Consider the following 21,258-nt stretch of genomic DNA (forward strand, 5'->3'; position numbering starts at 1 on the left):
CATGGCTGGCCCAATTCTTGAACTTGAAAACGTCAACAAGTCCTTCGGCCCGATCGATGTGCTCTACGACATCACATTGAGCGTCCATCCCGGTGAAGTGCTTTGCCTGCTGGGTGACAACGGTGCGGGAAAGTCCACGCTGATCAAGACCTTTGCCGGTGTCTACAAGCCGACGAGCGGCGCGGTGAAGTTCGAAGGTCGGCCCATCGTCTTCCAGAATCCGCGCGAAGCTGCAGACCTCGGCATCGCAACGGTTCATCAGTTCGGCGGCACCTTTCCGCTGATGAGCATCGGCCGTTCGTTCTTCGTGGGGCGGGAACTGACCAAGGGCTTCGGCCCGTTCAAAATCTACGACCGCAAAGCCGCGAATGAAATCGCGGTGAAGGCCGTGCGCGAGTTCGGCATCACCCGCATCGACGATGGCGATCGCCTGATCGGCGGTCTGTCGGGCGGGGAGCGGCAATCCCTGGCAATCGCCCGAGCCGTCCACTTCGGCGCCCGGGTGCTGATCCTCGACGAGCCGACCGCCGCTCTCGGCGTCAAGGAGGCGGCGCATGTGCTGCGTATCGTCCTGGAAGCGCGCCGTCGCGGCCTCGCCGTCATTTTCATCACTCACAACGTCATTCACGCGATGACGGTGGGAGACCACTTCGCGGTGCTCATCAAGGGTGCGAAGGCGGCCGACTTCCGCAAGGGTGAAAAGACGCGCGAAGAGATTACCGACCTGATGGCGGGAGGCGAGGCCATGGCCGAACTCGAAGCCGAAATCGAAGCGTACTCGACGGCGCATAGCGGACACCCCCCACCGGTCTGACCGACCGCCGCCGTGGATGAATTCCAGAAACTCTAAAGAGCTCGCCTACCCCGGCGGGATGGCCCAGCACAATCATCGGACGGGTAACAGCCATGAAGATTGCAATCGACCCCTTTATGCATCGCCACCTCTCACTCGAAGAATTGCCCTCGAAAGTGGCTGAACTCGGATACGAGTGGATAGAGCTCAGCCCGCGGGCCGATTTTCTCGAGTGGTTCAAGGCGCCGCGCGTGTTTCCGGCCCGCGCCAAGGCATTCAAGAAAGCGCTTTTCGATGCCAATGTCGGCATTGCCTCGATCCTGCCGATGTACCGGTGGGCCTCGAACGATGAAAATGAGCGGCAAGCTGCCGTCAAGCACTGGAAGCGCGCCATTGAGATCAGTGTCGAACTCGGCGTCGACACGATGAACTCGGAATTCGGCCGCGGCCCCCATCCGGACAAGGGTTCGTGCTACTGCTGCCATACCGGTTCCATGATCGAGGCCTGCGAAGACGCCTGGTGGCGCTCGATGGAAGAATTGGTGCCGATCTTTGAAAAGGAAGGCATAAACCTGCACGTCGAACCGCATCCCGAGGATTGGTGCGAAACCCTGCAGCCGGCGCTCGATATCATCAGGACGGTCAACTCGAAGAACGTCAAGTTCCTCTATTGCGCGCCGCATACCTTCTATTTTGGCGATGACACCAAGGCGATGCTCCGTGAAGCAAAGGACGTGCTGGCCCATGTCCATGTCGGCGACACCTTCAATCACAAGGCCTCCTCGGGGCTCCGCTACATCCTCAATCCTCCGGGCACGCAGGCCAGGGTGCATCAGCACCTGAACATCGGCCAGGGCGAGGTTCCCTGGGAAGATTTCTTCAGCACGCTGGCGGAGATCGGGTTCGACGGCATCATGACCGCATGCGTTTTCGCCTGGGAGGACAAGGCCGACCACTCCGGCAAGTTCATGCGCGCCGAAATGCAGCGCTTCGTCGACAAGTACTGGACCGCGAAATAACGCGCGATGCCAGCGGTTCGCGATGCAGCCAGGCGATTGGCGCGAGCGGCCGCGACTGGGGTTATGCCCGGAACGCTTAAACATCACAGACATCATTCCTGGAAGGACAGAAGATGATCAACGGAGAAAGATCCATCGAGCGCCCCCTGCGCTGGGGCATGGTCGGCGGCGGCCGTACCGGGCAGGTGGGCTACAAGCATAGAACCGGCGCCCAGCGGGACGGCACCTACCGGCTCATCTGCGGAGCCTTCGATCTCGACGCCGAGCGCGGACGCGACTTCGGCACGAAGATCGGCGTCGCTGCGGACAGGTGCTATGGCGATTATAAGGAGCTGATCGCCAAGGAGGCCGGGCGTGAGGACGGAGTCGAGGTCGTCTCGATCGCCACGCCGAACTTCACCCACTACGAGATCACCAAGGCGTGCCTCGAAGCCGGTCTTCACGTCATTTGCGAAAAGCCGCTGTTCTTCACCGTCGCCGAATGCGACGAGGTTGCCAAGCTGGCGGAAGAAAAGGGCCTGATCGTCGGCGTCACCTACGGTTTCACCGGCCATCCGCTGGTTCATCAGATGGCGGCGATGGTCAAGAAGGGCATGCTCGGCGATATAAGAATCGTCGATATGCAATATTCCCACGGCTTCAACGCGGGCGACGATGTGGGCGCCGGCGAAGCCGTGAAATGGCGCACAAATCCCAAGACGGCTGGCCCGACCTTCGTTCTGGGCGATATCGGCACGCATCTCTACTACCTCTCCGAAGTGGTGCTGCCGCATATGAAGATCGAAAAGCTGCTCTGCGACCGCAAGGCCTTCATTCCGACACGTGCGCCGCTCGAAGACCACGCGACCGTTCTCATGCATTACGACAACGGCGCCCGCGGCCGTCTTTGGGTGTCCTCGGTGGATGCCGGCAACATGGGTTCGCAGCGCTACCGTTTCGTCGGCTCCAAGGCCTCCGTCGAATGGTCCGATTCCCATCCCGATCAGTTGATTTACGAAGTGCAGGGTGAACCGAACCGCACCTTGCATCACGGCATGCCCTACCTCGAAGAGGAAAGCCTCGCCTACGATCGCATGGGCGCGCTGCACACCGAAGGCCTCGGCGACAGCTGGGCGAACATCTACCTCTGGATCGCCCAGGCGATCGACGCAAAACGCCGCGACGACGCCTTCCTCAAGGGCCATCATTATCCCGGCATCGAAGCCGGCACAGAAGGTGTGCGCTGGCTGGAAAATTGCGTCCGTTCGGCAGACGCAGGTTCGGCCTGGGTCGAGTTCAAGTGATCGATCAGGGGGCGCGTCGGATCTCCTCCATCCTCCTCCCAGGCGCGTCCCCGACACTCTCTTTTAGAAAGACAATGACATGAAACTTTCGATCTGCACCGACGTGATGGGCGACCTTTCCTTCACTGACATGCTCGACAAATGCGTCAAGCTTGGTGTCGAGGGTATCGAGATGACCGGCGGCGGCTGGTCGCGCGGGCCGCACTTCCGTGCGGACGAGCTGCTGGCCGACAAAGGCCTGCTCAAGACCAAGCTGAAGGAAATCGAAGCCCGCGGCCTGGAAATCGCCGCGTTGAACTGCTCGGCAAACCCGCTCGATCCGGGTGACATGGGCAAGCGCCACCGCAAGGAAATGGAAGACACCATCCGGCTCGCTGGCGAAATCGGCGTGAAGAAGATCGTCACCATGTCCGGCCTGCCAGAAGCCGCCCCCGGCGACACGGTGCCGAACTGGCTCGTCTACACCAAGAGCTGGCCGAATGAGATGCCTGAGCGCGACCGATATCAGTGGGAAGACCGGGCTTTCCCGCTCTGGCACGGCCTGGTCAAGCTCGCCGACGAAGTCGGCGTCGAAAAATATGCGCTGGAAAACTTCTCGGCCATGCTCGTATGGAATCCCGAGACCCTCTTCCGCCTGCGCAACGAGGTCGGTCCGAAAGTCGGCATGAACCTCGACCCGTCGCATCTGATGTGGATGGGCGCCGACCCGATCGCCTCCGCCCGTGTTCTGGGCGATGCCATCCATCATTGCCATGGCAAGGATACCCGCATCGAGCGGGGCCTCGCCGACATCAACGGCTTGCTCGAACTCAAGGACGTAACCGACGTCGCCAACCGCACCTGGAACTATGTCGCCGTCGGTGCCGGCCATGACCTGCAATGGTGGAAGGAGTTCTTCTCCGTGGTGCGCATGGTCGGCTACAACGATTGGGTCAGCCTCGAGATGGAAGACTTCACCATGTCGACCGAGGCGGGCATCCAATCCTCCATCGATGCGCTGCAGGCAACAATCAGCCGCTGATGGACAGGCGCGGGCGGTCGATCGCCCGCGCTTCCTTGCATTCGTAGTTTCTTGTGAAGAGGCCGACGATGCCCAATCCGATCAGCATATTCAATACTATTGCGAGGAAACCGACATGACCAAGACATTGGACGTGATCACGATCGGGCGAGCCGGCGTCGACCTCTATGGGGCACAGGTCGGAGGACGGCTGGAGGACATGGGATCCTTCGAAAAATATATCGGCGGCAGTCCGACCAACATTGCTTGCGGCACGGCGCGACTGGGCCTCAAGTCGGCACTGATCTCCCGGGTGGGCGATGAGCATATGGGCCGGTTCATCCGCGAGGAGCTTGCCCGGCATGGCGTCGATGGCAGGGGCGTCGTGACGGATCCCGAGCGGCTGACGGCACTCGTCATTCTCGGGATCCGGGACGAAGAACGTTTCCCGTTGATATTCTACCGGGAAAATTGCGCCGACATGGCGCTTTGCGAGATGGATATAGACGAGGCTTTCGTTTCCGGCGCCCGTTCGGTGTTGGTGACGGGAACACACCTCTCCCATCCGCGCACGGAAGCGGCCGTGCTCAAGGCGCTCGGCTTTGCGCGCAAGCATGGCGCCAAGACAGCTCTCGACATCGACTATCGTCCAAACCTTTGGGGGGTGGCCGGCCATGGCGAAGGGGAAAGCCGCTATGTGGCAAGCGGGCAGGTGACCGAAAAGCTCCAGGCGACGCTTCATATGTTCGATTTGATCGTCGGGACAGAGGAAGAATTCCACATCGCCGGCGGGACGACCGATACCGTGGCGGCCCTGCGCGCCGTGCGCGCCGTGACTGCGGCGACGCTCGTCTGCAAACGCGGCGCCAAAGGGGCGGTCGCATTCGAAGATACGATACCGGATAATCTGGACGAGGGCATTTCGGGCGAAGGTTTCCCGGTCGAAGTCTTCAACGTTCTCGGCGCCGGAGACGGCTTTTTCGCCGGGCTGCTGAAGGGCTGGCTTGACGGCGAGGATTGGCCGGCCGCACTCAGATACGCCAATGCCTGTGGCGCTTTTGCAGTCTCTCGTCACGGCTGCACGCCGGCATATCCGTCACTTCAGGAGCTGAATTTCTTCCTCGAGCGCGGCATGACGCGCCCCGATCTGCGCAATGATCCCGAGCTGGAGCAGATACACTGGTCGACCAACCGGCATGGCGACTGGTCTGAGATGCGAGTCTTCGCCTTCGATCACCGGATGCAGCTCGAAAGCATGACGGGCTACACGCCGTCGAAGGGCGGCGCCTTCAAGGAACTCTGCCTCGAAGCGGCACTCAAGGTGCAGAACGGGCGTTCCGGCTACGGAATCCTCTGCGACGACCGGATCGGCCGGCGCGCACTCCACGCCGCCTCCGGGACCGGCCTTTGGATCGGCAGACCCTGCGAGTGGCCGGGGTCTCGGCCTCTGACCCTGGAGCCGTCGCTTGGTCCCGATTGCGGAGGGCTTTCGGAATGGGCGCGCGAGAACGTCGTCAAGGTGCTCTGCTTCTGCCACCCCGATGACGACGATGCGACCTGGGCCCGGCAGCTGGCGGAAGTGCGGCGACTTTACGTGGCATCGCGCCGCAACAGGCTGGAATTCCTGCTCGAGGTCATCCCTTCCAAGGTGGCAAGCATCACCACGGACACCACCGCGAAGCTGATCCACCGCTTCTATGCCGAAGGCATTTATCCAGACTGGTGGAAGCTGGAACCGATGGACGAGCCCGAAGCTTGGACGCAGGTCTGTGCCGCCATCGAGGAAAACGATCGTCATACAAGAGGGATCGTGGTCCTCGGCCTGGACGCGCCGGAGGACGTGCTGAAGGCGAGCTTCGAAGTTGCCGCGAGCTTCCCGCTCGTCAAGGGATTTGCCGTCGGCCGGACAATCTTCGGCTCCGTCGCCCGCGGCTGGTTCGAGGGCTCGATCAGTGATGAAGAGGCCGTCGAAGAGATGGCAAAAAGATACTCCCGGCTTTGCACGGTCTGGGACGGCGCGCGGGCGCGCGTGCAGGAGGCAGCAGAATGACAACGATACGACTGACCGCCGCGCAGGCCATGATGAAATGGCTCTCGGTCCAGATGACCGAGGATGGCGAACGCTTCATCGAAGGCGTCTGGGCGATCTTCGGTCACGGCAACGTCGCCGGCATCGGAGAGGCGCTGAATGGGATTGGCGGCGCCCTTCCCACATGGCGCGGCCAGAACGAACAGACCATGGCGCATGCGGCGATCGCCTATGCGAAGACGCTGAAGCGGCGGCGTGCCCAGGCCGTGACATCCTCGATCGGCCCCGGCGCCACCAATATGGTCACGGCTTGCGCGCTTGCCCATGTCAACAGATTGCCCGTCCTGTTCATACCCGGCGATGTGTTCGCCAATCGCCGCCCCGAGCCGGTGTTGCAGCAGATCGAGGATATGAATGACGGAACCGTCAGCGCCAATGACTGCTTCCGGCCGGTCTCGGCCTATTTCGACCGGATCGCCCGTCCCGAGCATCTCCTGACTTGCTTGCCGCGCGCCCTGGCAGTCATGACCGATCCCGGTAATTGCGGCCCCGTTACGCTGGCATTCTGCCAGGATGTACAAGCAGAGCTCTACGACTACCCCCAGGCATTTTTCGAACCGAAGGTGTGGCGCATCCGTCGTCCCGAACCGGATCCGCGGGAGGTCGCAGATCTTGCCGATGCCATCCGGGCTGCGCGCAGGCCAGTGATCATTTCCGGCGGCGGCGTCATCTATTCTGAGGCCGAGGTCGAGCTCGCCGCATTCGCGGAGAAGCATCATATCCCATTTGTCGAAACACAAGCCGGGAAGGGCGCCAATAGCTGGGAGCACCCGTTGAATTTCGGATCACCTGGTGTAACCGGATCGGCGTCGGCCAATGCGCTTTGCGCCGACGCTGACCTCGTGATCGGCATCGGCACGCGCTTCCAGGACTTCACGACAGGCAGTTGGGCGCTTTTCCGTAATCCCTCGCGCCGGCTCGCTTCGATCAACCTTGCCGGATATGATGCAACAAAGCATTCGGCATTGCCCTGCGTCGGCGATGCCAGGGTCACGCTGGCGCGCCTGTCCGCGGCGCTCGAGGCGTATCGCGGGTCTGGCGTCGATGCCGGGAGCAGGACCGATTGGCACAAAACGGTCGAGCGCGTGACGGCGGCGCCGGAAGCGGACGGGCCGGGAAACCTGCCCACCGATGCGCAAGTCATCGGCGCCGTGCAGCGGGTGGCGACGGAAAAGTCCGTGGTCATGTGCGCGGCCGGCACCATGCCGGGCGCACTGCAGGTGCTGTGGCAATCTGCCAAGGGCGGATACCACATGGAATATGGTTTCTCCTGCATGGGTTACGAAGTGGCGGGCGCCATGGGCATCAAGCTCGCGCGCCCTGACAAGGACGTAATCTGCTTCGTCGGCGACGGCTCCTACATGATGGCCAATTCGGAACTCGCAACCGCCGTCATGCGGCGGGTGCCGTTCACCGTCGTGTTGACCGACAACCGCGGTTACGGCTGCATCAACCGTCTTCAGATCGAGTGCGGCGGCGCTGAGTTCAACAACATGTACAAGGACTGCAATGTCGACGTGCAGCCCGAGATCGATTTTGTCGCGCATGCCGCCTCGATGGGCGCCCATGCCGAAAAGATAGGGTCCATCGCCGAGCTTGAGGCACGCATCGTGGCGGCGCGGGAACGGAACATTCCGAGCGTTCTGGTGATCGACACGGATGCGGTTCCCGGGACCGACGCAGGTGGCCACTGGTGGGACGTTGCCGTTCCGCAGATCGGCGGCCCGGAGCGGCTCGAGCAGGCCCGCACGCGTTACAACGAGAATGCCGCCAATCAACGCGCGTTTGATTGAAGGACAGGAATTTGGCTCTCAGCCTGGTGCTCCCGCTACACGGCGGGCGCCTTCGCTCGAAGATCAGTCTAGACACTATTATGGACACATGTTCTATACAATGGACAGATCTGATGGGAGCACGCCATGCATCTTTCCATGTGGACTTACCCCTGGGATATCCAGGACCAGGGGCTCGCCGCACTCGCCGCCGACCTTCGCGACCGTGCTGGCCTGACGACGGTCAGCCTGGCGACGTCCTATCATGCTGGCCGGTTCCTGCAGCCGCGGAGCCCGCGGCAGAAGGCCTATTTCCCCGAAGACGGGACGGTCTACTTCCGGCCGGATGAGAGCCTATGGCGGGATAAGCTGATCCGGCCGCTGATGGCTGGGAATGTCACCGAGCGCGGCGACATGCTGGAAGCCCTCGTCCAAGGACGCGAGGCGACGGGTCTCAAGGTCTCCTGCTGGACGGTCTGCCTCCACAATACCCGTCTCGGCATGCTGCATCCCGATCACGTGACGCGGAACGCCTTCGGCAATCCCAACTACTACAATCTTTGCCCCTCCAGCCCGGCGGCGCGGGCCTATGCCGTCACCCTTGTTCGCGACATCACGACCAACTACCAGCCCGATATGGTGGAACTCGAGAGCCCGAACTTCATGGGATTCGCGCATGAATATCATCACGAGAAAGACGGCGTCGGCCTGAACGCCGAAGACGATTTCCTGCTGTCGCTCTGCTTCTGCGACCATTGCACGGCGCGCGCCGAAAAGGCCGGCGTGCCGGTCGAAGGCGCGCGCCTGTCGGTCGGGCGCTTCATCGCGGAACTCTGCGAACGAGCTGTCCCGGAACGGCAGTTCCCTGACTTCCCGGCGGCCGGCATCGCCGCCTTTCGCGACCATCCCGATCTGCATGCCTATCTCACTTGGCGCAGCGAACCGGTGACCAGCCTGATCGGCGAGATCAAGGCGGCCGCCGATCCGGCGACACGCATCGTGCTCATCGACCTCAAGGACGGCTGGCTCGGCGGCGTCGATCTCGCAGCCGCCGGCAAGCTCTGCGACGGGGCGATCCTCTGCTGCTACGACATGCAGCCGGATGCCGTCGGCGATGTCATCCGGACCGGCAGGGCGGCAATCGGACCGGGCAAGTTCCTCGGGGTGGGCCTGCGCGTCTTCTATCCTGAGGTCAGCGGGCCGGCGGTGCTCGCCGCACGCGCCAAGGCCGCCGTCGATGCCGGCGCTGACGGCGTGAACTTCTACAATTACGGCCTGATACCGGCTAAGCGCCTCGACTGGGTCAAGACGTCGGTCGGCGCAATCACGTAAGCAGATCAGCGCTCCTCAGGATGCGATGGGTTCGGCGACCTGGATCAGGCAGTCGCCGGCCTGGCTGTCGCAGTGCAGCCTGTGGGAAATGACAATGCCGCTCTCGGCAAAGCGCAGCTCTTCCTCCGGCTGATCCAGACGTTCGAGGTCATGGTACCATCCGGCAAGGTCGCCGGCGGAAACGGTGGCGCCGAGTGCCACGGCCGGCTCGAACCAGCCTCTGTGGTTCGCATAGATGCCCTGGCTATGGCGGGATAGCGAAAGCAGCTGCAACGGCCCGGGCTCGGTGAGCGGCGCGCGCGACAGCACCGGACGCTCGACGGTGCCGAGTGTCACCAGCAGCCGGTCGATTGCCGCCGCCGTGAAGGCCATTGTCTCAGGCGTCACGGTGCCGCCGCCGCCGAACTCGCCGGAAAGCCCTACGGTCCCGGCCCTTGCCGCAGCCCCCATCGATGTCGGCGCGGTCGGCCCGTTGTCGGCGATGAAGGCATGCGCCGCACCCATGGCGCGCATCAGCGAAACGGACCGTTCGAAACGGGCGGCATCGGCCTGCCGCTCAATCAGCGTGCAGGGCAGGTGCGCCATGGACGTGCCGCCCGAATGCAGGTCGAGCACGACGTCATGGCGCGGAAAAAGTTCGTGTTCGAGGAAATGCGCCATCCGCGCTGTCGGCGAGCCGATGGGATCGCCGGGAAACGCTCGATTGAGGTTGCCGCCGTCGAAGGGCGAGCAGCGCTTGGCCGCCATCACCGCCGGCAGGTTCGCCATCGGCAGGATGGTGACGGCGCCGCGGATTTCAGCGACATCAAGCAGCCGCATCAGCCGGCCGAGCTGGAGTTCGCCCTCATATTCGTCGCCATGGTTGCCGGCCATCAGCAGCAAAGACGGCCCCTCGCCATTTTTCAGGCGAAGGACCGGAATGCGGATCTGATAATAGGGCGACCGATCGATCGAATAGGGAATGGCGAGGTGGCCGGCCTGCCGGCCCTCGCGCGAAAGGTCGATCGGATTGACGAGACCGCTATGCATGATGTCTCCAGTGCGGGTGGTTGCGATGCCGTTACAGCGCCGCGCGTCTTTTTGGGACGCGCAAAGGACGCTGTAACACTTTCAACCTACGCATTGCGCTTTCCGAAAATCGAATCCGATTTTCGGGCCGATGCGCTAGAGCGCGGCGATCGCGGTCATTTCGACGCGTAGATCGGGATCGGCGAGACGAGCTTCGGTGCAGGCGCGGGCTGGCGGGTTTTCGATGTCGATCCAGTCATCATAGACGCTGTTCATCGCCTCGAAATCGACGATCGCCGGCAGGAAGACATTGACGGCGATGAGACGCGAGCGGTCGATGCCAGCTTCTTTCAAAAGGGCGTCGATCTTGCCGAGCACGTCGCGGGTCTGATCCTTGATATCAGCCTTGCGATTTTCCGCGACCTGGCCGGCAATATAGACGAGACCGCCGTAGCTGACGGCTTGGCTCATACGCGAACCTTTCTGATAACGCTGGATCATTGCGGGTTTTCCTTTTCTTGCTTTTGGAGGGAAAGTTCAGCCGAAGCTGGTCAGATAGGCTGTCGTCACCGAATGGTCGGGGTCGAGGCCGTAGAGGATGGCATGCCGGTCAAGGCAGGTGCAGGGATGAGAGATGCCGTACTCGATGACGTCGCCGACCGCGACGTCGCTGCCGTCGGCAAGTGCGACGAAGGCGTGCTGATCGTTGAGTCGAAACACGTCGGCGCTCACGAGATCGGCGAGATACGCCCCATTGCGATAGAGCGCCAGCGGCCGCGGCAGACCCTGATCCATCGCCACGTCGCGCATGCCCATGCCTGAGATCGCCAGCCGCGGTTCCGGCCGGGAGAGGACCTCGGCCCAGACCCGCAGCGCAGGACGGAAAGCTGCGGCCGCCGAAGCCGTCTCGCCGCCGATGCTGAAACCGCCGCGTGCATCGAGGCCGGCAAGGCCGCGCTCGTAGATGCCGTGGTCGTGGAAAAAGATCGCGCCGCTGCGCAGCACCAGCCGGCAGCCGGGATCGGCCGCAACGGCGGCCGAAAGCCTGGCAATCACAAGGTCGAAAAACACCGAGCCGCCAGCCGTGACCAGGAGCGGCCGCTCGTCGCCTATACGGGCGCGCAGCTTCGGCAGGAAATCCGATGTCACCGCCATCAGCGCATCGATGCGACGCATCGTCTCTTCCGCATCGGCGGTCGCCGCCGCACCCTCATAGGCGGCGATGCCGGTCAACCTAAGGGCCGGCGTCTCCACGGCAAGGATCGCCTCGAGAATTGCCTCGGCGGCGTCGACGCTGCGAGCACCGGCGCGGCCCGCGCCGAATTCCACCAGCAGGCCGAGGGGCGGTAGATCTGCGCGCTCCTGCCATGCGGAGCGAAGAGCCTCGACCAGCGCTGCGGAATCCACGAAGATATGGAGTTCCGCATCGGGATAGTGGCCAAGCAGGGCCGCAAGCCGGCGGGCGGCGGCGGCCCCGCCGATCTCGTTGGCGAGGATCAGCCTGCGCTGTCCCGCCTTGAGCAGGACGGCGGCCTGGCGGATGTCGGCGACCGTCGTGCCCCAGGCGCCTGCCGCCAGAAGTGCCTCCGACAACGCCGTCGACATCGGTGTCTTGGCGTGCGGCGCGATTTCGGCGCCGAGGCTCTTCACATAGGCCATCATCAGTTCGACATTGCCGGAGAAGGCCTGCCGGTCGAGCGAGATCAGCGGCAGGGCCATCCTGCCGTCATAGGGCTTCCATCCCTGCTTGCCGATTTTATCCAGCGGGAGCGGCGGATTGCCCGGCGGAAAACCGCGCACCCGCTCGTCGATCAGCACGTTTTCCGTCGCCATATGAAGGTCAGACATGGTAACCCCTCCTGATCTCGGCGGGATCGGCGATGCCGAGCCGATAGGTGTCATTGGCGGTGGCAAAGAACAGGGCCCGCTGTTCGTCGTAAGAGAGCTTTGAGGCGACCGCTCTGAAAACCTGGTAAACCTCGTCGAAAGAAGCGTGCAAGCCCGCGACCGGAAAGTCGCTTGCGAACATGGCGCGCGCCGGACCGAAACAATCGAGGCAATGCTCGATCACCGGCCGCAGGCTTTCGAGCGTCCACTTATTGTCGTAGGCGACGAGGTCGGAAATCTTCAGGCGCAGATTCGGCTCGCTGCCGAGCGCCCGCAGACCACGGCGCCAGAGCGCCATGCCGTCCTCCGTCCGGTCAGCCGGGCTGCCGCCGTGGTTGAGTACGAAAAGCGTTTGCGGAAAAGCGCGCACCAGTTCGAGCGCCTCATTCATCTGCCAGGGATAGAGCATCAGGTCGAAGACCAGCCCGAGCCCCGTGGCGTGCGCTAACCCCGCCCGCCAGGCGGGGTCGCCCATGCGGTTCGCGCGCGAAGCAAAACTCTTCGCCGCTTCAGGGTGCCAGCTCAGAATATCGCGGATACCGACGACGTTGGGATTTGCCGCTTCCGCCTCGAGCAGGCGCATGGCGTCCGGCCCGTCGAGGGGCACGCGCACGATATAACGGCGCGCCACGCCAGAGCTGCGGTCGAGGCCATCCAGCCAGCGGCTCTCTTCCAGCGGGTAGGCAACGGACCAGCCGGCCTCCACATGCACGGTTGCAATCACGTTCTGGCGGGCAGCATCGGCGCGATAATCGTCGATGCCGTAGTCGCGCAGGATCGGTGCGAGGCTTCCGAAAACCATCTCCTCGCCGGATGCGCGCGCCTTCTGAAGCCAGGGATGACGTTCCAGCTTAAGGTCCCAGAGGTGATGATGCGGGTCGATCACCGGCCCGTCATAGAGTTCCGTCATCGGCGCGCCTCACGGCCGGAAACGAGCAGAAGAGCAAGGATCAAGGTGCCGAACATGATCGATCGCCAGCCGGGCGAGGCATTGACGACAGTGATCAGCGCCGTCGTCGTGACGAGCAGGATCGCCCCCGGAATGGTCCCGGCATAGGTGCCGCGCCCGCCGAGGATGGAGGTGCCGCCGAGCACGACGGCGGCGATCGAGGTCAACAGGTAGGGGTCGCCGATGCCGACATAACCTTGCCGGTTCATACCGAGCACGAGAATGCCGGCAAGCCCTGCGAAAAAGCCCGACAGAGTGTGGACGATCAGCGTGTTGCGGGTGACGCTGACGCCGGAAAGCCGGGCCGCCAGCGGGTTCGCCCCAAGCGCAAGGAAACGCGCGCCGATCGGCATGCGGTGGACGAGCAGTAGGACGACGATCGAGACGACGAGCCACACAATGATGCCTGAGGGAATGCCGAGCGGCCGCGCCTGCCCGAGCAGAATGACCGCCGGATTGCTGACGGTGACCGCACTGCCGCCGGCGACGATGACGAGCAAGCCCTGCAGGAAGGTCGCCATCGCAAGCGTCATGATGATCGGCGGCACGCGAAGATAGGCAGCACCGGCGCCGTTCATCAGGCCGATAGCCGTGGCGATGGTAAGGGCCGCCGCGATGCCGGCGAGGCCGCTTGGATCCCACGCCGGCGAGATGAGCGGCAACAGGATCGCCGTGACGGTGATGACCGCGCCGACGGACAGATCGATGCCGCCCATCAGGATGACCAGCGTCTGGCCGGCGCCGGCAATGCCGATCACCGCGGCGAGTTCGAGCAGATAGCGCAGGTGGCCATAGGCGCCGAAACCGCGCAGTGAGCCGCTTGCGACGATCCAGACGAGCGCGACCAGAAGGAAGGTCAGCAGCGGCGGATTGCGGAACGCGGACCTGATGATGTTCATCGCCTTGCCCTCCATTGCCCGAGAAGTTCCGGCACGGCAACTGCGCCGACGATGATCAATCCTTGCGCGACATATTGCGCGACCGGCGGGAAGCCCAGGAAGAACATGACGTTGATCATCACCGAGAGCAGCAGGCTGCCGCAGATCGCGCCGCGCATCGTGCCCTTTCCGCCGAGGAAACCCACGCCGCCGAGCACCGCGGCGGCGATCGAGTTCAGCGTGAAGGGTGTGCCGATAACAGGATCACCCGATCCGGTCTGCGCGGCGACGAAGAGACCGGTCAGGGCTGCCAGAAGACCGGACAGTGCGAAGGCTGCGACCTTCACCCGTTCGACCGGGACGCCGGAGCGGAACGCGCCGACCGGATTGTCGCCGGCCGCGTAGATGCCGAGGCCGAGCGGCGTTGCCAGAAAGGCCTTCCAGAGCGCCAGGATCACAATGAGCAGCAGGAAGGCGACAGGCGTGTGGCCGGCCAGCACCGTCGACAGCCAATCGGGAATGAACCCACCCGGCCGCGGCAGCAGGATGAGTGCGACCCCGCCGATGATGAAGGAGCCGGCCAGCGTGACGATGATTGCAGGAAGCCTCAGATAGGTGACGATGGCACCGATGACGGCGCCGATCGAAAGACCGGCAAGCGAGGCCGCAAGAATGCCGCCCGGCACGCCGAGCGCCCCTTCCATCGTCGTCGCGGCGATCACCGCTCCAAGACTGACGAGCGGGCCGATCGCCAGCGTAATGCCGCCGTTCAGCATGAGCAGCGCCTGCGCCATGGTGACGAGCGCGAGCGGGAACCAGTTCTGCGTGAACTTGGAGAAGCCACCGATCGAAAGGATGCCGGGAAATAGCAGCGCGTAGAGGATGAGAAAGGCTGCGACAACCAGATAGAGTCCGGCAAGGCCGCGGTTGCGGCGGAGCTGGATCGAGCCGTAGAGCCGGGATGACGAACTTGTGCTCATGCCGCCTCTCCCTGCGTCGCGGCCGCAATACCCATGGCTGCGCCAACAATCGCTCCTTCGCTGATTTCATCTTGCGACAGCGCCGCTGCGACGCGCCCCTCGCGCAGAACCACGACACGGTCGCAGAGATGCACGAGCTCCGGCGTATCGGAGCTAGCCAGAATGACGAGCCGCCCCTCGGCGGCGAAGGCACGGAGCATGAGGTAGATTTCCCGCTTGGTCTCGATGTCGACGCCGCGCGTCGGATCGTTGAGGAGCAGAACGGAGGGATCGAGCGGCAGCCATTTGGCGAGCGCCACCTTCTGCTGGTTGCCGCCGGAAAGCGCCTGCACCGGGCGGGCCGTGTCGCCCTTGATCGTCAGCCGCCGCGCGAGATCGGCGACCAGGCCGTTTTCCGCCGGCCGGTCCCGCAGGCCCTTGCTGGCGAGCCGTCCAAGCGAGGGCAAGATGAGATTGGATGCGATGGAGTGGGGCAGCACCAGCCCCTCATGCTTGCGGTCGGCCGGGACATAGACGATGCCGGCGGCATTCGCCTCGCCGACATGGGCGGGCAGGGCGGGTTTGCCGGTAACCTCCGCTCTGGAAGCCGCTGCCGGAATCGCGCCGTAGAGGCCAAGTAGCAGGTCTTCCTGCCCTTGCCCCACGAGCCCGCCGATGCCGACGATCTCGCCGGCACGGGCGGAGAAGCCGATGTCTCGCACCATGCCGGCGGAAAAACCTTCGACGTTGATGCGCATCGCGCCGGGTGCTGTGACGGAGCGCGGTGGGAACAGGTCGCCGGTCTCGCGGCCGACCATGAGGCGCACCAGGCCTTCACCGTCGATGCCGGACAGCGACTGGTCGGCGGTGACCAAGCCGTCCTTCAGCACCGTGACATGCGAGCAGAGCGCCTGCACTTCGTTGAGGCGGTGAGAAATGTAGAGAAGTGCGGTGCCACGGTCCTTGAGGGTCTCGATCAGACGGGCGAGGATGCCGGCTTCGTGTGCGGAAAGCGACGACGTCGGCTCGTCCAGGATCAGCACGCGTGGTTTGCGGAACAGCGCCTTGGCGATCTCCACCATCTGGCGGCGGCCAAGCGCCAGATCGGCGACCGGCATGTCGAGCGGCTCGGTGAGCCCCACCATATCGCAGACGTCCAGCACGCCGCGATGAAGCGCTCTGTAGTCGATGAAACCGAACCGGCGCGGAAATGCGCCGAGCCCGATGTTTTCAGCAATCGACAGACTGGCGGTGAGGCTCAGCTCCTGCTGAACGACAGCAATACCGGCCGCGCGCGCAACCGCCGGGCTGAAGCGCCCGACGGGCTTGCCGTCGACGAGGATGGAACCACCGTCCGGCTGGAGGGCACCGGACAGGAGGTTGATCAGCGTGGATTTGCCGGCGCCGTTTTCGCCGAGCAGGGCGTGAACCCTGCCCGGCAGAAGGGCGATATCGACGCCCTTCAAAACGGGATTGCCGAAAAATCCCCTGAACACCTGCCGGGCTTCCAGCAGGGGTTTTTCTTCCGTCATGACGGCTTTCCTCAACCCGGGATTACTTGGTGGCAAGCAGCTTGTCGAAGAGCGCCTTGTCGTAGTCCGAGTAGATATAGCCGTCAGCCGGGAACTTGTCGGCCCGTGCGAGGTAGCTGCCGATCGTGCTGTCGTCGATGACAGGCAGCGGCACCTTGACGAAGGCCGGAACGTCCTTGCCTTCCAGCGCCTGCACGGCGGTGTAAACGGAAAGCGCGCCGAGCCAGTTGGGCTGCATGGTCGCCCAGCCCTTCAGTCCCTTCTCCTTCCAGAGTTCCAGGAACTGCCTTGCGTTTTCGCCTGTCGTCGGCACCTGGTCGCGGCCCTGGCGCTCGAAGGCCAGCACCGAGCCGGCCGACAGGGCGCCGCCGAGCGACAGCACGCCGTCGATTTCCGGATTGGCGAAAAGCAGGCTGGTCATCGCTTCCTGTGCCGGGGCGACGTTATATTCCGTATTCGTCTCGGTGATCACCTGGAGACCGGGATTGGCATCGAGGACCGGCTGGGCGCCCTTGCGGCGGTCGTCGCTCACCGAAATGCCGGCCGGGCCGTTCATGATGATGATCTTGCCCTTGCCGCCGAGCTGGCCGACCATCCACTTGGCGGCGGTCGCGCCCCATTCGTTGGAATCGGTATTGATCTTCGCCGTCACCTTGTCGGTGTTGACAAGGCTGTCGAAATTCACGACGGCGATGCCCTTGTCGCAGGCGTCTGATATGACACGGTCGAGCGCGTTGGAGGAACCGGCGATCACGACGATGGCATCGACATTGGCGTCGATCATCGACTGGATATGCTGGATCTGCGTCTGGGCGTTGCCCTGCGCGTCCGTGATCATCAGGTCCTTCACAAGGCCCGCCTTCTTCAGTTCCTCCACTTCAGCCGTGATGGTGCCTTCGGTCTGCTTCATCCAGGTCGGCACCGAATAGATGTTCGCCCAGCCGATCGTATAGGGCGCCTTCCTGTCACCCTTGATGCAATTGGCGGCGGCCGAGGCCGTGCCGGCCGAAAAGATGAGGAGTGCCGCAGCAGCGGCGGCACCCGCAAGAAGGCGGCGGCGCAGCGAAGCGGAAATGCCGTTTTCAAGATTCTTCATATCGATCCCCTTTTTTGTGTGCGGCAGCGTTGACGGCTTGCCATCTATGTCCAATATAATGTACATGTGATCTATATACCGGACGAGGCGATCTTATGCCGATTTTTTTACCTCGCAAGAGGGGTGCAAAAATTTCATTCGCGATGAATGACGGGATCGATTGACAGATGCGGCAGACGGCTTGAAAAGCTTGGCCGGACAAAAAAGGATCGACAGCAATGGATGCAGTTCAGGACGAAGCAGCCGGCAAACGCGCCCGAGGGCTCGACCGCGCCTTCGAGATCCTCGACTTCCTGCGCCAGAAGCGGCAGGCCTTGAAGCCGAACGAAATCGCCGCACAGATCGGCGCACCGCGCTCGTCGGTCTACGAGCTCGTCAACCTGCTACTGCAGAACGGCATTCTGGAATTCACCGGCGGCGAGGGGCGTGTCTATCTCGGCCGCAAGCTGTATTTCCTCGGCGCAGCCTATGAGAACCATTTCGACTTCACCCGCGAATGCGAGGCGGCGCTGGAACAGCTTGCCGACGAGACGCGGGAGACGGCGCAGTTCTGCATGCTGGATGGAAACAGATACACGGTCGTTCGCATGCGCGAAGGCGCACGCCCCTTCCGCATTTCGACGGATGTCGGGCAGTCGGTGCCGATCCCGTGGACGGCCTCGGGCCGCCTGCTCGTCGCGCATCTGTCGGATCAGGAGATCCTGACCTTCATTCCGCCGCAGGATTTTCGTCTGCCGAACGGCGAATGGCTCGAGCCGCAAACCTTCATCGCCGAGGTGCGCCAGGCCGAGCGTGAAGGTCTCTTCACCTTCAACAGCATCGTCGACAGCTTCACGCACTGTTTTGCCGTACCGGTGCGGGGCGAGGAAGGTCATGCAGCCGCCACGCTCTGCCTCGTCACGCCGCGCGACGACGGCATTGCCAACCGCGACCGCTACCTCGACTGTCTGAAGAAGGCGGCCGCCGGCCTCGACCATGCCCCGACCCGGCCGAAACGAGGCTGATGCCTGAGTACATCAAGGCATCGATGTCAGGTGGCACGGATGCTCGTGCTTAAGCCGGCATTGAATTCCATGCTCGTCAAATCGGATCATGCTCGCTCCGGCGGTGCTGCGGCGGGCACGGGACGCTAAGAACTAGCCCATTGTCGTCCCAGCCGGGGCTCTTCGCCACGCCTGCAGATCCGGCTTGCCGGCCCGCGCTCGCATACCCCGGAGTAGCCACACCGATCGTTGATTTCCGATTTCACGCCAATCCGGGAAATCTATTCACTCTTCCTCCGAAACTATGAAATTAAGTTTCTCTATAAAATTAATAGAGAACGTATTTTAGCAGTCCAACAGCCAATTTTATACTTGGCCTTGGGGAAGGCCGAGCTGTTGACGGCAAACGGAGAGGACACGCAATGACACGGAAAATCAGGCTTGGGGCATTTCTTCCCGGTGGCGGACAGCATGTTGCTTCATGGCGGCATCCCGACCAGCCGGCCGATGGCGCGACCAGTTTCGAGTTTCACAAACGTCTCGCTTTGACGGCTGAACGCGGGCTCTTCGATGCCTATTTCCTGGCCGACGGACTGGCTGTCGGTTTCGGTGGAGCACGCGAAGGCGGCAACGCCCGCGTCGCCGGCTTCGAACCTGTGACGCTGTTCTCCGCTCTTGCGCCTTTCACCACCCATCTCGGCTTTATCGCCACGTCCTCGACCACCTACGAAGAGCCTTACACGACCGCCCGCAAGTTCGCCTCGCTGGATCTGATCTCGGAGGGTCGCGCCGGCTGGAATGTCGTGACCACGACGGGCGACCTGACGGCGCAGAACTTCAACCGCGATACCCAGCTTCCGCATGCAGACCGATATCGCCGCGCTGCCGAGCATGTCGACGTTGTCCGCAAACTCTGGGAAAGCTTCGAAGACGACGCCTTCATACGCGACAAGGACTCTGGCGTGTTCTTCGACCCGTCGAAGCTGCACGATACGGACCACCGCGGCGAGCACTTCAACGTGCGCGGTCCGCTCAACGTCTCGCGATCGCCGCAGGGGCATCCCGTCATCGTCCAGGCCGGCCAATCCGAAGACGGACGCGGGCTCGCCGCAGCAACGGCCGAGGTCATCTTCACCGCCCATCAGCATATCGAAACCGCCCAGGAGTTTTACCGGGACATCAAGGCACGCGCCCGTGGTCTCGGCCGAAACCCCGATCACATCCTCGTCATGCCCGGTGTATCCGCTTTCGTCGGCAGGACCGAAGCGGAGGCGCGCGAGAAATACGACCGCCTGACCTCGCTCATCGTCGAAGAAGACGGGATCGGCCTCCTCAATGGGCTGACCGGCGGCACGCTCGACCTGCACGGTTATGACCTCGACGGGCCTTTGCCGCCCGCGCCGCCGACGGAAGGCATGAAGAGCCGCCAGGCCCTCATCCGCCAGATCGCCGACGAAAACAACTTCACCATTCGCCAGCTCTATCAGTGGATTGCCTCCGCCCGCGGTCACTACACCATCGTCGGAACGCCCGAACAGATCGCCGATACGCTGCAGAAATGGTTCGAGAACGAAGCTGCCGACGGCTTCAACATTCTGCCGCCCTGGCTGCCGACAGCGCTCGACGATTTCGTCGATCTGGTCATCCCGGAACTGCAGCGCCGCGGCCTGTTCCGGACGGCTTATGAGGGCAAGACGCTTCGCGAAAACCTCGGCCTGCCTTTCCCGACCAATCGATGGGCTGCAGGACGTGCCGCTCTCCAGGCAGCAGAGTGAGGAGCGGTCCATGTCTTATGAGATCAACCAGACTCTTCCGAGAAGCTTCGGCCGCCTGAAGAGCAGCGAAAGCAATATTTCCCCTCTCGCCTCGCATGTGCGCGGCGTGCTCGCATCGCTTTTGCCGCGTTATGGCCTTCTCATCGGCTTCCTCGTGCTCTGGCAGGTGTCGAGCACCGGAGGCTGGGTCAATCCCGCCGTCTTCCCGCCCTTGAACATCATCCTTTCTGCTCTTTGGACCAATCTTGCCAACGGCGCACTGCTGGATGATATCGCCATCAGTCTGCAGCGATCCGGAACCGCCTTTGCCTTTGCCGTCGTGATCGGCATTCCGCTCGGCCTGTTCATGGGCCAGGTTCGTGCTGTGGAACAGGCGCTCGATCCGATCCTGCAGCTCTTCCGCCAGACTTCGGCGCTCGCGCTCTATCCGGTCTTCATCCTGCTGCTCGGCCTCGGCGAGACATCCAAGATCTTCGTGATCTTCTGGGCGACGCTGTTTCCGGTCCTGCTCGCCACGATCAGCGGCGTCAAGGAGGTGGACAAGAAGCTCATCGAGATGGCGCGGACCTATGGCGCAGGATCGCTGACCATCTTCCACCGCGTCATCCTGCCAGCGTCGGTGCCTGCGATCTTCGTCGGCCTGCGTCTTTCGGCGACAACTGCGCTTCTCCTGCTGATTGCCGCCGAGATGATCGGCGCCAACAAGGGCATCGGCTTCCAGGTGATGAACGCCCAGTACAATTTCCAGATCCCGCTGATGTTTGCGGCGATCCTTCTGCTCGCCTTCCTCGGGCTTGCCGCCAATGCCTTGCTCGTTTTGCTGCAGCGCCGTCTCTGCCGCTGGTCTCAGCCGAGCCGCTGACCTGCTTTCACCGAATTTCCTCCTCCGAAAAGGACCACCAA

General features: G+C 63.0%; 18 protein-coding genes. 10 read left to right on the forward strand and 8 right to left on the reverse strand.

Annotation, left to right across the window (positions count from 1 at the left end; translation table 11 throughout):
• The first annotated feature begins 1 nt into the window (after position 1).
• From U5G49_RS35190 to U5G49_RS35220, 7 genes are all read left to right on the forward strand, one after another.
• Positions 2–814 carry an ATP-binding cassette domain-containing protein gene (locus tag U5G49_RS35190; RefSeq protein WP_018449063.1) on the forward strand — a complete coding sequence of 271 codons (813 nt, stop codon included), beginning with the start codon at positions 2–4 and terminating at the stop codon, positions 812–814.
• A gap of 92 nt (positions 815–906) precedes the next feature.
• Entirely contained in the window at positions 907–1,812 is a 906-nt protein-coding gene (locus U5G49_RS35195) for a sugar phosphate isomerase/epimerase family protein (protein WP_193445964.1), read from the forward strand.
• 113 nt (positions 1,813–1,925) lie between these two features.
• Positions 1,926–3,095, forward strand: a complete 1,170-nt coding sequence (locus U5G49_RS35200; protein ID WP_193445963.1) for a Gfo/Idh/MocA family protein — start codon at positions 1,926–1,928, stop codon at positions 3,093–3,095.
• Positions 3,096–3,174: 79 nt separating this feature from the next.
• Positions 3,175–4,116: a sugar phosphate isomerase/epimerase family protein gene (locus U5G49_RS35205; RefSeq protein WP_193445962.1), complete on the forward strand. Its 942-nt coding sequence runs from the start codon at positions 3,175–3,177 to the stop codon at positions 4,114–4,116.
• Between the two features lie 115 nt (positions 4,117–4,231).
• Entirely contained in the window at positions 4,232–6,145 is a 1,914-nt protein-coding gene (locus U5G49_RS35210) for a bifunctional 5-dehydro-2-deoxygluconokinase/5-dehydro-2-deoxyphosphogluconate aldolase (RefSeq protein ID WP_193445961.1), read from the forward strand.
• Positions 6,142–7,977: a 3D-(3,5/4)-trihydroxycyclohexane-1,2-dione acylhydrolase (decyclizing) gene (gene iolD / locus U5G49_RS35215; RefSeq protein ID WP_193445960.1), complete on the forward strand. Its 1,836-nt coding sequence runs from the start codon at positions 6,142–6,144 to the stop codon at positions 7,975–7,977. Before U5G49_RS35210 ends, iolD begins: the two co-directional genes overlap by 4 nt.
• 126 nt (positions 7,978–8,103) lie before the next feature.
• On the forward strand, positions 8,104–9,288 hold the full coding sequence (locus U5G49_RS35220; protein WP_193445959.1) for a hypothetical protein: 1,185 nt from the start codon (positions 8,104–8,106) through the stop codon (positions 9,286–9,288).
• A 15-nt stretch (positions 9,289–9,303) separates the two neighbouring features.
• On the opposite strand, the gene U5G49_RS35225 is transcribed toward U5G49_RS35220, so the two are convergent.
• The 8 genes from U5G49_RS35225 to U5G49_RS35260 all read right to left on the reverse strand — a co-directional run bounded on the left by U5G49_RS35225 (position 9,304) and on the right by U5G49_RS35260 (position 17,597).
• Positions 9,304–10,317 (reverse strand): succinylglutamate desuccinylase/aspartoacylase family protein, encoded by a 1,014-nt coding sequence (locus U5G49_RS35225; RefSeq protein WP_193445958.1) that lies wholly within the window; start codon positions 10,315–10,317, stop codon positions 9,304–9,306.
• Between the two features lie 135 nt (positions 10,318–10,452).
• Positions 10,453–10,797, reverse strand: coding sequence for a RidA family protein (locus U5G49_RS35230; protein WP_018246876.1), 345 nt, complete (start codon positions 10,795–10,797; stop codon positions 10,453–10,455).
• A 36-nt stretch (positions 10,798–10,833) separates the two neighbouring features.
• Positions 10,834–12,144, reverse strand: a complete 1,311-nt coding sequence (locus tag U5G49_RS35235) for an alanine racemase (protein WP_193445957.1) — start codon at positions 12,142–12,144, stop codon at positions 10,834–10,836.
• On the reverse strand, positions 12,137–13,093 hold the full coding sequence (locus U5G49_RS35240; RefSeq protein ID WP_193445956.1) for an amidohydrolase family protein: 957 nt from the start codon (positions 13,091–13,093) through the stop codon (positions 12,137–12,139). The genes U5G49_RS35235 and U5G49_RS35240 overlap by 8 nt, the downstream gene beginning before the upstream one ends.
• Complete coding sequence (locus tag U5G49_RS35245; RefSeq protein ID WP_193445955.1) at positions 13,090–14,031, reverse strand: ABC transporter permease; 942 nt, start codon at positions 14,029–14,031, stop codon at positions 13,090–13,092. The genes U5G49_RS35240 and U5G49_RS35245 overlap by 4 nt, the downstream gene beginning before the upstream one ends.
• Entirely contained in the window at positions 14,028–14,990 is a 963-nt protein-coding gene (locus U5G49_RS35250) for an ABC transporter permease (protein ID WP_131703933.1), read from the reverse strand. Before U5G49_RS35250 ends, U5G49_RS35245 begins: the two co-directional genes overlap by 4 nt.
• On the reverse strand, positions 14,987–16,501 hold the full coding sequence (locus U5G49_RS35255; protein WP_193445954.1) for a sugar ABC transporter ATP-binding protein: 1,515 nt from the start codon (positions 16,499–16,501) through the stop codon (positions 14,987–14,989). The genes U5G49_RS35250 and U5G49_RS35255 overlap by 4 nt, the downstream gene beginning before the upstream one ends.
• Before the next feature lie 22 nt (positions 16,502–16,523).
• Positions 16,524–17,597, reverse strand: coding sequence for an ABC transporter substrate-binding protein (locus U5G49_RS35260; RefSeq protein ID WP_047620574.1), 1,074 nt, complete (start codon positions 17,595–17,597; stop codon positions 16,524–16,526).
• A gap of 218 nt (positions 17,598–17,815) precedes the next feature.
• On the opposite strand from U5G49_RS35260, the gene U5G49_RS35265 reads away from it, so the two are divergent.
• The 3 genes from U5G49_RS35265 (at position 17,816) to U5G49_RS35275 (ending at position 21,217) form a co-directional block, all read left to right on the forward strand.
• Positions 17,816–18,601: an IclR family transcriptional regulator gene (locus tag U5G49_RS35265; RefSeq protein WP_018246869.1), complete on the forward strand. Its 786-nt coding sequence runs from the start codon at positions 17,816–17,818 to the stop codon at positions 18,599–18,601.
• A 401-nt stretch (positions 18,602–19,002) separates the two neighbouring features.
• Positions 19,003–20,355, forward strand: coding sequence for an LLM class flavin-dependent oxidoreductase (locus U5G49_RS35270; protein WP_028732418.1), 1,353 nt, complete (start codon positions 19,003–19,005; stop codon positions 20,353–20,355).
• A gap of 10 nt (positions 20,356–20,365) precedes the next feature.
• Positions 20,366–21,217: an ABC transporter permease gene (locus tag U5G49_RS35275; RefSeq protein WP_193445953.1), complete on the forward strand. Its 852-nt coding sequence runs from the start codon at positions 20,366–20,368 to the stop codon at positions 21,215–21,217.
• Positions 21,218–21,258 lie beyond the last annotated feature (41 nt).

The organism is Rhizobium indigoferae, from assembly GCF_034554815.1.
Taxonomy (GTDB): domain Bacteria; phylum Pseudomonadota; class Alphaproteobacteria; order Rhizobiales; family Rhizobiaceae; genus Rhizobium; species Rhizobium leguminosarum.

What these genes read in the sequence shown, in the direction of transcription:
- U5G49_RS35190 (WP_018449063.1), top strand. Translation starts at nt 2, where the DNA reads ATGGCTGGCCCAATTCTTGAACTTGAAAACGTCAACAAGTCCTTCGGC.
- U5G49_RS35195 (WP_193445964.1), top strand. Translation starts at nt 907, where the DNA reads ATGAAGATTGCAATCGACCCCTTTATGCATCGCCACCTCTCACTCGAA.
- U5G49_RS35200 (WP_193445963.1), top strand. Translation starts at nt 1,926, where the DNA reads ATGATCAACGGAGAAAGATCCATCGAGCGCCCCCTGCGCTGGGGCATG.
- U5G49_RS35205 (WP_193445962.1), top strand. Translation starts at nt 3,175, where the DNA reads ATGAAACTTTCGATCTGCACCGACGTGATGGGCGACCTTTCCTTCACT.
- U5G49_RS35210 (WP_193445961.1), top strand. Translation starts at nt 4,232, where the DNA reads ATGACCAAGACATTGGACGTGATCACGATCGGGCGAGCCGGCGTCGAC.
- iolD (WP_193445960.1), top strand. Translation starts at nt 6,142, where the DNA reads ATGACAACGATACGACTGACCGCCGCGCAGGCCATGATGAAATGGCTC.
- U5G49_RS35220 (WP_193445959.1), top strand. Translation starts at nt 8,104, where the DNA reads ATGCATCTTTCCATGTGGACTTACCCCTGGGATATCCAGGACCAGGGG.
- U5G49_RS35225 (WP_193445958.1), bottom strand. Translation starts at nt 10,317, where the DNA reads ATGCATAGCGGTCTCGTCAATCCGATCGACCTTTCGCGCGAGGGCCGG.
- U5G49_RS35230 (WP_018246876.1), bottom strand. Translation starts at nt 10,797, where the DNA reads ATGATCCAGCGTTATCAGAAAGGTTCGCGTATGAGCCAAGCCGTCAGC.
- U5G49_RS35235 (WP_193445957.1), bottom strand. Translation starts at nt 12,144, where the DNA reads ATGTCTGACCTTCATATGGCGACGGAAAACGTGCTGATCGACGAGCGG.
- U5G49_RS35240 (WP_193445956.1), bottom strand. Translation starts at nt 13,093, where the DNA reads ATGACGGAACTCTATGACGGGCCGGTGATCGACCCGCATCATCACCTC.
- U5G49_RS35245 (WP_193445955.1), bottom strand. Translation starts at nt 14,031, where the DNA reads ATGAACATCATCAGGTCCGCGTTCCGCAATCCGCCGCTGCTGACCTTC.
- U5G49_RS35250 (WP_131703933.1), bottom strand. Translation starts at nt 14,990, where the DNA reads ATGAGCACAAGTTCGTCATCCCGGCTCTACGGCTCGATCCAGCTCCGC.
- U5G49_RS35255 (WP_193445954.1), bottom strand. Translation starts at nt 16,501, where the DNA reads ATGACGGAAGAAAAACCCCTGCTGGAAGCCCGGCAGGTGTTCAGGGGA.
- U5G49_RS35260 (WP_047620574.1), bottom strand. Translation starts at nt 17,597, where the DNA reads ATGAAGAATCTTGAAAACGGCATTTCCGCTTCGCTGCGCCGCCGCCTT.
- U5G49_RS35265 (WP_018246869.1), top strand. Translation starts at nt 17,816, where the DNA reads ATGGATGCAGTTCAGGACGAAGCAGCCGGCAAACGCGCCCGAGGGCTC.
- U5G49_RS35270 (WP_028732418.1), top strand. Translation starts at nt 19,003, where the DNA reads ATGACACGGAAAATCAGGCTTGGGGCATTTCTTCCCGGTGGCGGACAG.
- U5G49_RS35275 (WP_193445953.1), top strand. Translation starts at nt 20,366, where the DNA reads ATGTCTTATGAGATCAACCAGACTCTTCCGAGAAGCTTCGGCCGCCTG.